We start from the raw sequence: 12799 nt of genomic DNA on the forward strand, positions 1-12799 counted from the left end.
GCGCCAGGAGCTGGGTGGCCGTGCCGGCATAGCCGGCAGCAAAGTCGGCCGTCGAATAGTCGACAATGCCGGCGCCACCGAGGGCAGGATTGACCAGGATGCCTGTGCCGAGCGCGCCGATGATGCCGCCGATGCAGTGGACGCCGAAGACATCAGGCTGTCGTCGTAGTCGAACGTGTTCTTCACCACCGAGACGAAGAAGTAGCAGACGAAGGTGGCGACGATGCCGAGCACGATGGCGCCCATCGGGCCGGCAAAGCCGGCAGCGGGCGTGACGGCGACGAGGCCGGTCACCGCACCCGAAACGGCACCAAGCATGGAGGCTTTGCCGCGCAGCAGCGATTCAAGCACGATCCAGGTGACCGCCGCCGCCGCCGTGGCGACGAAGGTATTGATCATGGCCAGCACCGCATAGGCGTTCGCTTCAAGATTCGAACCGGCGTTGAAGCCAAACCAGCCGACCCACAGCAGCGAAGCACCGACCATGGTCAGCGTCATCGAGTGCGGCGCCATGAGATCCTTCTTGTAGCCGCTGCGCTTGCCGATCATGAGCGCGCCGACGAGGCCGGCAATGCCCGCATTGATGTGAACGACCGTGCCGCCGGCGAAGTCGATGGCGCCGAAGCTGAAGATGAGGCCCGTCGGATCGCTATAAGCGCTCGGGCCGCCCCAGAACCAGACCATATGAGCGATCGGGAAGTAGATGAAAGTGACCCACAGGATGACGAAAAGGATCAAAGCGGAGAATTTGACGCGTTCGGCGAAGGCGCCGACGATCAGGGCCGGCGTGATGCAGGCGAAGGTCATCTGGAAGACGACGAACACCAGTTCAGGAATGGCGACACCCTTGGTAAAGGTTTCCGACAGGGTCGTCACATCGACGCCGGAGAGAAACATCTTGGAAAGGCCGCCGACGAAGGCGTTGCCCGGGGTGAAGGCGAGGCTGTAGCCGTAGAAAACCCAGATGATCATGACCACGCTGGTGATGGTGAAGACCTGCATCAGCACTGACAGCATGTTCTTGCTGCGAACCAGGCCGCCGTAGAAAAGCGCAAGACCGGGAACCGTCATCAACAGCACCAGAACGGTGGAAACCATCATCCACGTGGTGTCGCCCTTGTCGACGGTGAAAGCTGGCGCTGCTGCGGCCGCGGCGGGAGCCGCTTCCTGCGCGAATGCGGCGACCGTGCCCAATGCTCCGAGCGCGAACGAGCCGAGCAGCGCGGAGCGCGCCGCTGACTTCAAGGTGGAAGGAATATTCATTGAACTCTCCATTGGAATACGTGATCGCCGCTCAGAGCGCGTCGGTGTCTGTTTCGCCGGTGCGGATGCGCACCGCCTGATCGATGCCGAAAACGAAGATCTTTCCGTCGCCGATCTGGCCGGTCTTGGCGGCGGCGGTGATGGCTTCGACAGCCTTGTCCACCATGTCGGAACTGACGGCGACTTCGATCTTGATCTTCGGCAGGAAGCTGACCGCGTATTCCGCCCCGCGATAGATTTCCGTATGCCCTTTCTGACGCCCGTAGCCTTTGACTTCGGTGACGGTCAGGCCCTGGATGCCGACGGCGGTAAGCGCTTCGCGTACCTCGTCGAGCTTGAACGGCTTGATGATTGCCATCACAATTTTCATAAGGTTTCACCCTTCGCTGTTGCGGTCCCCCGCGTTTGCACACCTTCACCGATCCTAAAAAGCCGGAGAGTGCCCACGAGGATTCAAGCTCCGTGCCAAGTGCCGAAGCAGGGTGTTAACCCGTTGTAAACAAAGAGATTAGAGAGCACACCGACGCAACCTGCCCACAGCTGCAGCGGTGCATCTGCCTAAAACTTAGGCAATTTTTGAAAAATGCCTACTCTGCAGGCGATCGCTTGAGCCGGATCAGCCCTTCCTGCGCAACCGAGGCGATCAGCGTGCCGTCGCGGGCAAACAGCGACCCGCGTGTAAAGCCGCGCGACCCCTGTGTCGACGGGCTGTCCTGCGTGTAGAGCATCCAGTCGTCGAGCGCATGGCTGCGATGGAACCACATGGCGTGGTCAATGCTCGCCGCCTGGATATCGCGATCGAAAATGGCGCGGCCATGCGCGAAGGTCGATGTGTCGAGCAGCGTCATGTCGGAAAGATAGGCGAGCACCGCCGCCTGGATGGCGCGGTCCGCCGGCACCGGACCTGTGGTGCGGATCCAGATATTCTGCTTCGGCTCCAGCTTTTCGCGGCTGGTGTAATGCTTCAGCATCACCGGCTTCATCTCGATCGGCCGGTCGCGCTCCCAGTAGCGTTTGATGCCATCGGGCACCGCGTCGGCGAATTTGCCCAGCAATTCGCGTTGCGACAGCAACGTGTCCGGCCCCGGAACGTCCTGCGGCATCGGCACCTGGTGCTCGAGACCGACCTCGTCCTGCTGGAACGAGGCTTCGAGCGAAAAGATCGCCTGGCCGTGCTGGACTGCCACCACGCGCCGCGTGGTGAAGGAGCCGCCGTCGCGAATACGGTCGACCTCGTAGACGATCGGCACCTTGGTGTCGCCGGGCCGCATGAAATAGCCGTGCAGCGAATGCACGTGCCGATCGGGATCCACTGTCCGCTGCGCCGCCACCAGCGCCTGGGCGATGGTCTGGCCGCCGAACACGCGCTGCCAGTCGAGCAAGGGGCTGCGACCACGATACAGATTGTGTTCCAGCTTCTCGAGGTCGAGAATGCCGAGAAGCTCGTCCATGGCTGCCGTCATATTTCGCGCCCTCGCCGCAGAAGTGTTATGGCGGTTTCCGACAGGACGGACAGGCAGTCAAGGGTGCAGGACCCGGCGGCGCGCAGGAGCGAAGATGATGGAACGCAAGGCGGACACGAAAACAGGGGCAAACGCGAAAACAGTATCTGGGCTCGATGTCCTGGTCGCCGGCGCCGGCTATGTCGGCCTGGCCGCCGCCGTGTCGCTGAAGCAGGCGCGACCGGGTCTCGCCATCGCTCTCGTCGATGCCGCACCTGCTGGCGCCTGGCAAAGGGATGGCCGCGCCTCGGCCATCGCCGCCGCCGCCTGCCGCATGCTCGACCAGCTCGGCGTGTGGGCCGAGATCGTGCCCCAGGCGCAGGCGATCACCGAGATGATCATCACCGATTCGCGCACCGCCGATCCGGTGCGTCCGGTCTTTCTGACCTTCGACGGCGAAGTGGCGCCGGGCGAGCCCTTTGCGCATATGGTCGCCAACAGGGTGCTGAACGGCGCCTTGCGGGCCAGCGCCGAAAAGCTCGGCATCGACATCATCGAAGGCGTCGCCGTGCAGGGGTTCGAGACCAACGGCGCCGGCATCACAGTGCATCTCGCCGACGGCGCGACCCTGAAGGCCCGCCTGCTGGTCGCCGCCGACGGCGTCAACTCGAAGCTGCGCGACATGGCCGGCATCAAGACGGTGAAGTGGGAATATGGCCAGTCGGGCATCGTCTGCACCGTGGCGCATGAACGCCCGCACAACGGTCGCGCCGAAGAGCATTTCCTGCCGGCCGGCCCCTTCGCCACATTGCCGCTCAAGCCCGGCGAGGACGGCACCAACCGCTCGTCGATCGTCTGGGTCGAGCGTACGCCCGACGCCGAGAAGCTGGTGGCCGGTGACGATCTCCTCTTCGAACACGAACTCGAACAGCGCTTTGGCCTGAAGCTTGGCGAGATCCGCGTTGCCGATAAGCCGCGCGCCTGGCCGCTCGGCCTGACCATTGCGCGCGCCTTCGTCGCACCCCGCATCGCGCTCGCCGGCGATGCCGCCCACGGCATCCACCCGATCGCCGGCCAGGGACTCAATCTCGGCTTCAAGGATGTCGCGGCCCTTGCCGAGGTGATCGTCGAGGCCGACCGGCTCGGCCGGGACATCGGCGCGCTCGACGTGCTCGAGCGCTACCAGCAGTGGCGCCGCTTCGACACGGTGCAGATGGGTGTCACCACGGACGCGCTGAACCGGCTGTTTTCCAACGATATCGGCCCGCTGCGCACCGTCCGCGACATCGGCCTCGGTCTCGTCGAACGCATGCCGCGCCTGAAGGATTTTTTTATCCGGCAGGCGTCGGGACTGTCCGCCAGCACGCCGCGACTATTGAAGGGCGAGGCGATCTGATCGATTCAGCGCCCCCCAACGTCGTCATCCTTGGGCGCAGCGACGCGAAGCGGAGCGAAGACCCCAGGATGACGAAGCGATGGCGTTTCCGCCAATCGCCCAAGGTATGCGCTCAGTTGACCTCGAAACCCAGCTTCTGCCGCAGCCGCAATATCCTCTGGTCGGATATTTCGATGCGTTTCTCGCCGCCCTGGGCGGCGCGGTTGACCATCTGCAGCAGATCGTTTCGCTCGGCGACATCGAGACGTTCGCGTAGAAACGGCGCCAGCTTGTCGATGACAACGGTGGCGTCGTCGACTTGCGCCGCCGCCCATTTGGCATAGATCACCGCCTCGTCGGTCTTCTTCTTGTCGGCGATCTCGGAAATCACCGCGCGGATGACGGCCTCGCGCTGCGGCAGGATGGGCCCATCCTCGGAGACGATTGATGTGATCAGCGTAGCCGCCGCTACGACTGGATCATCGATCGCCGTCAGCGGCGACAGCGCCGCCTGCTTGCGCAGCTTCTTGCGGCGTACCGAGCCCTGAACCCGGCCAATGACATCGGCAACGTCACGCGCGGCCTCGTTCATGGCCTTCATCCGGTACCACCAGAACGCCGCCGCGCCCATCACGCCAAGGATAGCAATCAGGAAAGGCATGTCGAAATCCCCAAGAACCCCGGCGACGATAGGAGAACTCTCGCCTTGCTTCAACACGCAAAAGTTGCGCACGGAACCGAAGCCCGAACGCTCAGCCCGACGCTCTGGTTTTCGAAGCAGCCACAACGCTGGCAGGGCTCTATGACCCCGGTATGTCGTAGATGGCCCGGACCTCGATCGTGCCGAGTTCGGCCAGTGGAATACCAGCGGCAATGTCCAGCGCCGCTTCGAGATCTCCGGCCTCGATCATGACGAAACCAAGCAATTGCTCCTTGGTCTCGGCGAACGGCCCGTCGATAACCAGCCGCTTGCCCTGACGCCGCCGCACGGTTTTGGCTGTTTTCACCGATTGCAGCGCCTGCGCGACGATCAGCAGGCCGCTCTCCTCCAGCGCCCGGTCGTAGGCCAGCGAATCGGCGTCGAGCTTGGCCGACCTTGCCGGGGTCAGCGCGTGAAGATCCTTTTCCTCACCATAACCAGGCAGACATATTTCATTTCCAGCCCCCTTGCCGCTGTGAACCATAGGATGCGCCGACGAGGGCATCGGTGTTGCCACTGACCGCCGCCGCATGATCGAGAAGGCATGCCGCGATGCCGATGATGGCAACCGCCGCCAGAAGCCGGCCAAAGCCGGACGCCGGCGGACGCAGCCAGAAGTCTTCTTCTCGTCGCCCGGCCCCGCAGCCTGCACCTTTCCACGATGCAAAAAACATACTGTCCATGTGAACCTTCCATCCGGCCACAAATCCGTGGCCATCCGCAGGACGGGCGAAGCAGATCAAAGTCGACATTTCTGCACCGGCATTTTCGGAAAAATCTGGCCACCGGTGCCGGCACCGTGCGGTGGTTCAAAGAGCGCAGTGGCCTTCGCGTCCGCGCGCGCTATAGTTGACCGGACGCCGGCTCGGCCTCGACAACGAACCCCAACCACGACAACCAAGGAGGAATTCATGGACCGCACCGCAAACGCCGTCTGGAAAGGCAATCTGAAAGAGGGCACGGGCACGCTCGACACCCAGAGCGGAACCTTGAAGGGCACGCCCTATTCGTTCAAGGCGCGCTTCGAGGACGAGAGCGGCAAATCCGGCACCAATCCGGAAGAACTGATCGCGGCGGCGCACGCAGGCTGCTTTGCCATGCAGTTCTCGCATTTCCTGGCCGAGAACGGCACGCCAGCCACCGAACTCGATGCCAAGGCCGTGGTGACGCTGGTTCCCGGCACGGGGATCACCGGCAGCGCACTCACCGCGGTCGGCAAGGTGCCCGGCATCGATGCGGCGAAATTCACGGAGCTGGCCGAGAAGGCCAAGGCCGGATGCCCGGTCTCGAAGGCGCTCGGCGCCATAAACGTATCGCTTGATGCCCGGCTCGGCTGAAAGCGCTGCATCCGTGTAAGACCCGGCGCGAGCGCCCAGGCGCGCGCCGGCCTATGCTCCCAGCGCGTCCAGGCGAGCGCGCAGTGCGGCGACTTCCTGCTCCAATGCCTCCAACCGCGCCTCCAGGTCGGAAGCAGGCAGGGCCGATGCACTGCGCTGCACCGAAAGGGCGGCAACGTCCACCGGGCCGCTGAGGAGATGAACGTAGCGGTCCTCGCGCTGGCCTGGTCCGCGCGGGATTTCCTGGATGAGTGGCGGTCGACGGCCGATCAGCATGTCGAGTTCGGCGCGCAGATCTTCGATCGACGGGAACCGCGCCATGCGCTCGCCCCGCGCCAGCAGTTCATGGGCCGTCTGCGGCCCGCGCAGCAACAGCAGGCCGATCAAAGCGGTCTGCGGCGTGGTCAGCGAGAAGCGCTGCGCCATCTGGTGCTCGTAGCGCTCGACGCGCGAGCCGAACATCTGCCGCACCAGTCCCTTTTGTTCGAGCAGCTTCAGCCCCCGGTGCACCTCGGTCTGCTCCAGTGCCATCACCGGCTCGCGCGCCGTCTTCTGGTTGGCGGCGGCCAGTGCTGCGTTGAGCGTCAGCGGATAGACATCCGGCGTCAGCTCTTTCTTCTCGATCAGGCAGCCGAGGATGCGGGCTTCGCTGGGAGAGAGGATGGGAAGATCGTCGCTCATTGGACTAAAATCCTTTCTGAGGCCGGCGGGACAGCGCCCCCCTCTGTCCTGCGGGACATCTCCCCCACGTGGGGGAGCTCGCCAGCTTCGCCGAGCGCGCGTCATCCTTCAACCTTTGAGATTGGCTAAGCCGCGATGACAGCCAATCTCCCTCCACGTGGGGGAGATGTCCGGCAGGACAGAGGGGGGCGCTACGGATCGCGACATCCGAGGTTTGCAGCAAATCCGCTCCGCCTAGACCCTTCTCTCCACCATCATCTTCTTGATCTCGGCGATCGCCTTGGCCGGGTTGAGGCCCTTGGGGCAGGTCTGCGCGCAGTTCATGATGGTGTGGCAGCGATAGAGCCGGAACGGGTCTTCGAGGTTGTCGAGCCGCTCGCCGGTGGCCTCGTCGCGGCTATCGATCAGCCAGCGATAGGCCTGCAGAAGCGTTGCCGGGCCGAGATAGCGGTCGCCGTTCCACCAGTAGCTCGGGCACGAGGTCGAGCAGCAGGCGCACAATATGCATTCGTAGAGCCCGTCGAGTTTCTCGCGGTCCTCGTGGCTCTGCAGCCACTCCTTGGCCGGCTCCGGCGACACCGTCTTCAGCCAAGGCTGGATCGAGGCATGCTGGGCATAGAAATTGGTGAGGTCGGGCACAAGATCCTTGACCACCTGCATATGCGGCAGCGGGTAGACTTTTACCGCGCCGGAAATGTCGTCGCAGCCCTTGGTGCAGGCGAGCGTGTTGGAACCGTCGATGTTCATGGCGCAGGAGCCGCAAATGCCTTCGCGGCAGGAACGCCGCAAGGTCAGCGTCGGGTCGATCTTGTTCTTGATCCACAGCAGCGCGTCGAGCACCATCGGCCCGCAATCGTCCATGTCGACGAAATAGGTGTCGATGCGCGGGTTCTCGTCATCGTCCGGCGACCAGCGATAGATGCGGTATTCCCGCAGATTGGTGGCGCCCTCCGGCTTTGGCCAGGTCTTCCCCGGCTTGATCTGCGAATTCTTGGGGAGCGTGAGTTCAACCATGTTCGATCCTCAATACACCCGGGCCTTGGGCGCGATCTTGGCGAGGCTGATGCCGCCGTCCTTTTCAGCCAGCTGCGGCTCGGTGTGCACCGGCCGGTAGGAGAGCGTCACCTTGCCGTCTTCGCTGAGCCTGGCCAGCGTGTGCTTGCGCCAGACAGCGTCGTCGCGCACCGAAAAGTCCTCGCGTGCGTGTGCGCCGCGGCTCTCCTTGCGCGCCTCGGCGCTGTAGACCGTGGTGATGGCATTGGCCATCAGGTTTTCCAGCTCCAGCGTCTCGACCAGATCGGAGTTCCAGATCATCGAGCGGTCGGACACTTTGATGTCCTTCAACTCGCCCCAGATCTGCGAAACGCGCTTGCAGCCGCTTTCGAGGGACTCCTGCGTGCGGAATACGGCCGCGTCTTCCTGCATCGCCTTCTGCATCTTTTCACGCAAGCTGGCCGTCGGCGTCGAGCCATTGGCGTGGCGCAGCCGGTCGAAGCGGTCCATGATCTTTTCGACCGAGGCTTCGTTGGGCGAAGGGATCGCCGACTTGCGGTCGATGACCTGGCCGGCGCGGATCGCGGCCGCGCGGCCGAACACCACAAGATCGATCAGCGAATTCGAACCGAGCCGATTGGCACCATGCACTGAGGCGCAGCCGGCTTCGCCGACAGCCATCAATCCGGGCGACACCTGGTCTGGATTGATCGCCGTCGGATTGAGCACCTCGCCCCAGTAATTGGTCGGCACGCCGCCCATATTGTAGTGGACCGTGGGCAGCACCGGAATCGGCTCCTTGGTGAGGTCGACACCGGCAAAGATCTTGGCCGATTCCGAAATGCCCGGCAGCCGCTCATGCAGGACGGCGGGATCGAGATGGTCGAGATGCAGGAAGATGTGGTCCTTGTTCTTGCCGACGCCGCGACCCTCGCGGATTTCCAGCGTCATGCAGCGCGAGACGACGTCGCGCGAGGCAAGGTCCTTGGCTGACGGCGCATAGCGCTCCATGAAGCGCTCGCCCTCGGAATTGACGAGATAACCGCCCTCGCCGCGCGCGCCCTCGGTGATCAGGCAGCCGGCGCCATAGATGCCGGTCGGGTGGAATTGCACGAACTCCATGTCCTGCAGCGGAAAGCCGGCACGCGCGGCCATGCCGCCGCCGTCGCCGGTGCAGGTGTGCGCCGAGGTGGCCGAGAAATAGGTGCGGCCATAGCCGCCGGTCGCCAGCACCACCATCTTGGCCGAGAAGCGGTGGATGGTGCCGTCATCCAGGTTCCAGGCGAGAACGCCGGTGCAGGTGCCGTCCGGCTCCATGATCAGGTCGAGCGCGAAATACTCGATGAAGAACTGCGCGTTGTTCTTCAGCGACTGTCCGTAAAGCGTGTGCAGGATGGCATGGCCGGTGCGGTCGGCGGCGGCACAGGTGCGTTGCACCGGCGGGCCTTCGCCATAGTTCATCATGTGGCCGCCGAACGGCCGCTGGTAGATCTTGCCCTCTTCGGTGCGCGAAAACGGCACGCCATAATGTTCGAGCTCGTAGACCGCGGCCGGCGCTTCGCGCACCAGATATTCCATGGCGTCGACATCGCCCAGCCAGTCCGAGCCCTTGACGGTGTCGTACATGTGCCACTGCCAGGAATCGGGACCCATGTTGGACAGCGAGGCGGCAATGCCGCCTTGCGCCGCCACCGTGTGCGAGCGGGTCGGGAACACCTTGCTGATGCAGGCGGTGCGCAGGCCCTGTTCGGCCATGCCGAGCGTGGCGCGCAGGCCGGCGCCGCCGGCGCCAACGACCACCACGTCGAACTTGTGGTCGACAAAGGTATAGCCTGCCGTGTTGGCTTGTTTCGCGTCCTTGGCCAACTCAGCCTCCGAATGCCAGCTTGAGCAGGGCGAAGATCGAGGCGACGCCGACCGCTATGGTGAAAAATGTATTGAGCGCGATCAGCGCCAGCTTCATGCCTTCGCCATGCACGTAATCCTCGATGATCACCTGCATGCCGAGCCGCATATGGGTAAGCCCGGAAATAAGCACCAGGGCCATCACCAGCGCGACGAACGGGTTGGCAAGAGCTGCCCGCACATGTGCGTAGTCGGCGCCGTTGAGCGCGATCAGGAAGCCGACGAAGAACAGGATCGGCGGGATGTTGGCGATCGCGGTCAGGCGCTGGCGCCAGAAATGCCCGGTGCCCTCGCGGGCGGAGCCGAGGCCGCGGACCCTCGCCAGCGGCGTGCGCATGTCGGTGTTTTTGCCGCTCATGGTCAGGCTCCCCGCGCCATATAGCCGGCGATCCAGATCAGCAGCGTGAGCAGGATCGAGCCGGCCAGCGTCGCCCAGGCGATCTTCGAGGCGGTATGCTTCTCGAGGCCGGCGCCGGTGTCCCAGACCAGATGGCGCACGCCACCCAGCATATGGTGCATCAGCGCCCAGGTGTAGCCGAACAGGATGAGCCGGCCGAGCCAGGTGCCGAAGGCCCAATTGGCCCAATCGAAAGTCGCCTGCGAGCTGGCCGCCGCCATCAGCCACAGGGCGACCAGCAGCGTGCCGAAATACAGCGCCCCACCGGTGATGCGGTGAATGATCGACATCGTCATGGTGATCGGCGGCCGGTACACGGTGAGGTGCGGCGAAATCGGCCGTTCACGTCTGGCAAATTCGCGGGTGGCTGGTGATTTGCTCATGGCTCCCCCAGTTCGGCGTCTCTCTGGAGCCTCAGGTGGAAATGCGGCATTGCCGCTTCCGGTTGCGACTTCGGACAGCCGGTTTCTAATGCTCTTTTTGCACCGCGTCAAAGCCAGAAAACCGTTTCGAAAACGTAATTTAGTCTGACTAAAAGGCCGGCTTAGGCTTCAATCGATTAGGCCGGGAGGCCCGAAGCCGGCTCGATATCGCTGCAGTGCAACATGTCTGGCCCAAGGGCCCGGCGGTGTTGAGATTAGCCCTAGCGTTTGCAGGTCTGCGGCGTCGACCCCTTCTTCATCACCAGCGCCTCGCGTCCGTCGATCACGATTGCGTCATGCGTGGCCGCCTGGTAGCGGCTGCTCTGGTTGGCGGGCGACGCCGCAAACTCCTCGGTCGCGCCATCGGACCCGACCACACGCAACGACGTGCCTAGATTTTGGATGGAGATCATACCGTTGTTGCCGCATCGGTAGGTGGCCGTGCCTATGCCGGATCGCGGCGCGGTAAGGTCGGTGATGATCTTGGCTGCAGCTGCCGGAGGCGCCGCGGCTGCGACGGACTGCTGAGCCGGCGCAGGTGAGACGACGACGGTATTGGCCGCCTTCGGCCCACTGTCCTGTGGCACACAGCCAGCGACGACCCCGAGCAACGGGAAAACGGACGCCCAAATCGGCCGGCGTAGCGCCATATGCTGTCCTCCCGCGCGGCAAACCAGCCGCGATGCTTTGCCAAGATCAAGGTCATCCCGACGCCGAGACGGACACCAGCCGCGATGGTGCGGCCAAGCATGGCCGAATAATGGCCAACGGGTTTTCCATCCAGTCGGATATTAACGGATATTAACCATGTTTACCGAGACATCGCCGCCAAACGCGCTGGCCTCTTAACAAAGGTTAAGAAAACGTTAATTTCTGATTCGAGGAGGCTTTCCCTCAGGACACGGAGGACGCCATGCGTTCGAATTCAGGCAGATCGCGCCTTGCGGCGCTCATCGTGGCGGCATCGGTCGTAGCCCTTGCAGCGCCAGCGCTCGCCGGCGCCCGGCATCAGGATCGCGTCTACGCTGATTCCTTCGGCAATCTCGTTGTCGACAGCGCCGCCGGCTACAAGCGCATCATCGTCGGCGAAGGCAAGCTGGCCAAGCAGCTATCCGACTACACCAGCGCCGGCCAGCCCAAGGTGATCTACGAGAACGAAGCCGACGAAATCAGCGGATACAGTGATTGCTACCGGCCGCCTGTGCTGGTGAAGGGCCGCTCCTATATGTACGGTCTCTCCGACGGCGAGATGCCCGAACTCAGCCCCTGCCGCTAGACACTTTGTTTGGACGCAATTTCCCAAGGGAAAGCGCTATGCGCTTTCCCGGGAAAACCGTTTCACACTTTTCCTGAAATTGCTCTGGCTTCCATTCCGGCTGACGACCAGTTGCCGGCCGGTCCGGCGGAGACGCGCACGCAATCGCGCCCGGCATTCTTCGCCTGATAGAGCGCCTGGTCGGCGCGCCGCATCAGATCGGCAAAGTCTTCGCTCGGATGAAGTTCGGCGACGCCGAAGCTCGCGGTGCAGCGGTTGTCTGCCGGCAGCCCGTCGATGGGCAGCCCGCCAAAGGCGCTGCGCGTCCCCTCGGCGAACAGCCGCGCCGCGGCAAGGTTGGTCCCCGGCAGGATGATGGCGAACTCCTCGCCGCCAATCCGACCCGCAACGTGATGCGCGGCTGCAGCTTCGCGCAGGAAGCCTGCAAAAGTCTCGATCACCCGGTCGCCTGACGCATGGCCGAAACTGTCGTTGACGCTCTTGAAATGATCGAGATCGGCGATGACCAGCGCGACCGGCACGCCTTGCCGCATCGCGCCAAGCACCGCCAGCTCGGCATGCCGGGTGAAGCCGCCGCGGTTGAGCAGACGCGACAGCGTGTCCGTTTCCGACTTCGACGTCACTTCGGCGAGCACGTCGCGAACCAGGATGGCCAGCATCAGCAGCGCCAGCGCCAGCGCAAAGACAGTGCCGAGCGATTGCGACACCAGCGCGTAGTTGCTTTGCAGATAGGCCTGCGGATTGGCGCCCCAGCCGCCAAGCGCATGCGCGATGAACGGTTTGGAGGCAAACTGCAGACCGCTCGCCGCCAGCACGGCCATCAACATGCGATCGAGACGGGCAAGCTTTTGCCTCGATGACCAGACAATGGCCAGCCCCACAAACTGCATGACCGCATAGGGAAGCTGGTAAGCCATGATGCGGATCAGCGACTGGCGGGGCAGATCCTGCACGAAATACACAGCTATGGTGGTGGTCAACAGGAACAACAGCATCGGCTTCCAGGGC

The 12799-nt window shown here is 63.6% G+C and carries 14 protein-coding genes and 2 pseudogenes; 3 read left to right on the plus strand and 13 right to left on the minus strand.

Translation table 11 applies throughout. The features are described from left to right. From EN984_RS06220 to tesB, 3 genes and pseudogenes are all read right to left on the minus strand, one after another. Window positions 1-1263: pseudogene (locus EN984_RS06220) on the minus strand (ammonium transporter); the annotation flags it as partial. Between the two features lie 31 nt (window positions 1264-1294). Continuing rightward, the gene (locus EN984_RS06225; RefSeq protein WP_013892292.1) at window positions 1295-1633 is read right to left on the minus strand and encodes a P-II family nitrogen regulator; all 339 of its coding nucleotides are present in this window, start codon (window positions 1631-1633) and stop codon (window positions 1295-1297) included. A 217-nt stretch (window positions 1634-1850) separates the two neighbouring features. Continuing rightward, on the minus strand, window positions 1851-2726 hold the full coding sequence (tesB, locus tag EN984_RS06230) for an acyl-CoA thioesterase II (RefSeq protein ID WP_127267326.1): 876 nt from the start codon (window positions 2724-2726) through the stop codon (window positions 1851-1853). Between the two features lie 97 nt (window positions 2727-2823). Here tesB and EN984_RS06235 point away from each other — a divergent pair, with 97 nt between their 5' ends. Next, the gene (locus EN984_RS06235) at window positions 2824-4101 is read left to right on the plus strand and encodes a ubiquinone biosynthesis hydroxylase (RefSeq protein WP_164748783.1); all 1278 of its coding nucleotides are present in this window, start codon (window positions 2824-2826) and stop codon (window positions 4099-4101) included. A 112-nt stretch (window positions 4102-4213) separates the two neighbouring features. Here the strand turns inward: EN984_RS06235 and EN984_RS06240 are convergent, their stop codons facing one another. The 3 genes and pseudogenes from EN984_RS06240 to EN984_RS06250 form a co-directional block, all read right to left on the minus strand. Continuing rightward, window positions 4214-4741 carry a hypothetical protein gene (locus EN984_RS06240; RefSeq protein ID WP_127270047.1) on the minus strand — a complete coding sequence of 176 codons (528 nt, stop codon included), beginning with the start codon at window positions 4739-4741 and terminating at the stop codon, window positions 4214-4216. Window positions 4742-4880: 139 nt separating this feature from the next. Next, a pseudogene (locus tag EN984_RS06245) lies at window positions 4881-5236 on the minus strand (YciI family protein). Continuing rightward, window positions 5233-5532, minus strand: coding sequence for a hypothetical protein (locus EN984_RS06250; protein WP_236382945.1), 300 nt, complete (start codon window positions 5530-5532; stop codon window positions 5233-5235). The pseudogene EN984_RS06245 and the gene EN984_RS06250 overlap by 4 nt, the downstream one beginning before the upstream one ends. 159 nt (window positions 5533-5691) lie before the next feature. Here EN984_RS06250 and EN984_RS06255 point away from each other — a divergent pair, with 159 nt between their 5' ends. Then, the gene (locus EN984_RS06255) at window positions 5692-6117 is read left to right on the plus strand and encodes an OsmC family protein (RefSeq protein ID WP_127270051.1); all 426 of its coding nucleotides are present in this window, start codon (window positions 5692-5694) and stop codon (window positions 6115-6117) included. A 51-nt stretch (window positions 6118-6168) separates the two neighbouring features. Here EN984_RS06255 and EN984_RS06260 read toward each other — a convergent pair whose 3' ends face one another. The 6 genes from EN984_RS06260 to EN984_RS06290 all read right to left on the minus strand — a co-directional run bounded on the left by EN984_RS06260 (window position 6169) and on the right by EN984_RS06290 (window position 11165). Continuing rightward, the gene (locus EN984_RS06260; RefSeq protein ID WP_127270053.1) at window positions 6169-6798 is read right to left on the minus strand and encodes a DUF480 domain-containing protein; all 630 of its coding nucleotides are present in this window, start codon (window positions 6796-6798) and stop codon (window positions 6169-6171) included. A gap of 234 nt (window positions 6799-7032) precedes the next feature. Beyond that, entirely contained in the window at window positions 7033-7812 is a 780-nt protein-coding gene (locus EN984_RS06270; RefSeq protein ID WP_013528877.1) for a succinate dehydrogenase iron-sulfur subunit, read from the minus strand. A gap of 9 nt (window positions 7813-7821) precedes the next feature. After that, entirely contained in the window at window positions 7822-9657 is a 1836-nt protein-coding gene (gene sdhA / locus EN984_RS06275; protein ID WP_127269293.1) for a succinate dehydrogenase flavoprotein subunit, read from the minus strand. A gap of 1 nt (window position 9658) precedes the next feature. Continuing rightward, on the minus strand, window positions 9659-10054 hold the full coding sequence (gene sdhD / locus EN984_RS06280) for a succinate dehydrogenase, hydrophobic membrane anchor protein (protein WP_127383664.1): 396 nt from the start codon (window positions 10052-10054) through the stop codon (window positions 9659-9661). Between the two features lie 2 nt (window positions 10055-10056). Continuing rightward, window positions 10057-10476, minus strand: coding sequence for a succinate dehydrogenase, cytochrome b556 subunit (gene sdhC, locus EN984_RS06285; RefSeq protein ID WP_032900823.1), 420 nt, complete (start codon window positions 10474-10476; stop codon window positions 10057-10059). A 260-nt stretch (window positions 10477-10736) separates the two neighbouring features. Continuing rightward, complete coding sequence (locus EN984_RS06290; protein WP_127269291.1) at window positions 10737-11165, minus strand: hypothetical protein; 429 nt, start codon at window positions 11163-11165, stop codon at window positions 10737-10739. Between the two features lie 263 nt (window positions 11166-11428). On the opposite strand from EN984_RS06290, the gene EN984_RS06295 reads away from it, so the two are divergent. After that, window positions 11429-11791 (plus strand): hypothetical protein, encoded by a 363-nt coding sequence (locus EN984_RS06295; RefSeq protein ID WP_127269290.1) that lies wholly within the window; start codon window positions 11429-11431, stop codon window positions 11789-11791. A 62-nt stretch (window positions 11792-11853) separates the two neighbouring features. Here the strand turns inward: EN984_RS06295 and EN984_RS06300 are convergent. Beyond that, window positions 11854-12799: GGDEF domain-containing protein (locus tag EN984_RS06300; protein ID WP_164765389.1), on the minus strand; the 946-nt coding region annotated here is incomplete at its 5' end.

Source organism: Mesorhizobium sp. M7A.F.Ca.CA.004.12.1.1 (genome assembly GCF_003997835.1).
In the GTDB taxonomy this organism is placed as follows: domain Bacteria; phylum Pseudomonadota; class Alphaproteobacteria; order Rhizobiales; family Rhizobiaceae; genus Mesorhizobium.

Excerpts from the sequence above, each read along its gene's own strand:
- sdhD (WP_127383664.1), bottom strand. The coding sequence starts at position 10,054 with ATGAGCGGCAAAAACACCGACATGCGCACGCCGCTGGCGAGGGTCCGC.
- EN984_RS06270 (WP_013528877.1), bottom strand. The coding sequence starts at position 7,812 with ATGGTTGAACTCACGCTCCCCAAGAATTCGCAGATCAAGCCGGGGAAG.
- EN984_RS06250 (WP_236382945.1), bottom strand. The coding sequence starts at position 5,532 with ATGTCGACTTTGATCTGCTTCGCCCGTCCTGCGGATGGCCACGGATTT.
- EN984_RS06235 (WP_164748783.1), top strand. The coding sequence starts at position 2,824 with ATGGAACGCAAGGCGGACACGAAAACAGGGGCAAACGCGAAAACAGTA.
- EN984_RS06225 (WP_013892292.1), bottom strand. The coding sequence starts at position 1,633 with ATGAAAATTGTGATGGCAATCATCAAGCCGTTCAAGCTCGACGAGGTA.
- sdhC (WP_032900823.1), bottom strand. The coding sequence starts at position 10,476 with ATGAGCAAATCACCAGCCACCCGCGAATTTGCCAGACGTGAACGGCCG.
- tesB (WP_127267326.1), bottom strand. The coding sequence starts at position 2,726 with ATGACGGCAGCCATGGACGAGCTTCTCGGCATTCTCGACCTCGAGAAG.
- EN984_RS06260 (WP_127270053.1), bottom strand. The coding sequence starts at position 6,798 with ATGAGCGACGATCTTCCCATCCTCTCTCCCAGCGAAGCCCGCATCCTC.
- EN984_RS06240 (WP_127270047.1), bottom strand. The coding sequence starts at position 4,741 with ATGCCTTTCCTGATTGCTATCCTTGGCGTGATGGGCGCGGCGGCGTTC.
- EN984_RS06295 (WP_127269290.1), top strand. The coding sequence starts at position 11,429 with ATGCGTTCGAATTCAGGCAGATCGCGCCTTGCGGCGCTCATCGTGGCG.
- EN984_RS06255 (WP_127270051.1), top strand. The coding sequence starts at position 5,692 with ATGGACCGCACCGCAAACGCCGTCTGGAAAGGCAATCTGAAAGAGGGC.
- EN984_RS06290 (WP_127269291.1), bottom strand. The coding sequence starts at position 11,165 with ATGGCGCTACGCCGGCCGATTTGGGCGTCCGTTTTCCCGTTGCTCGGG.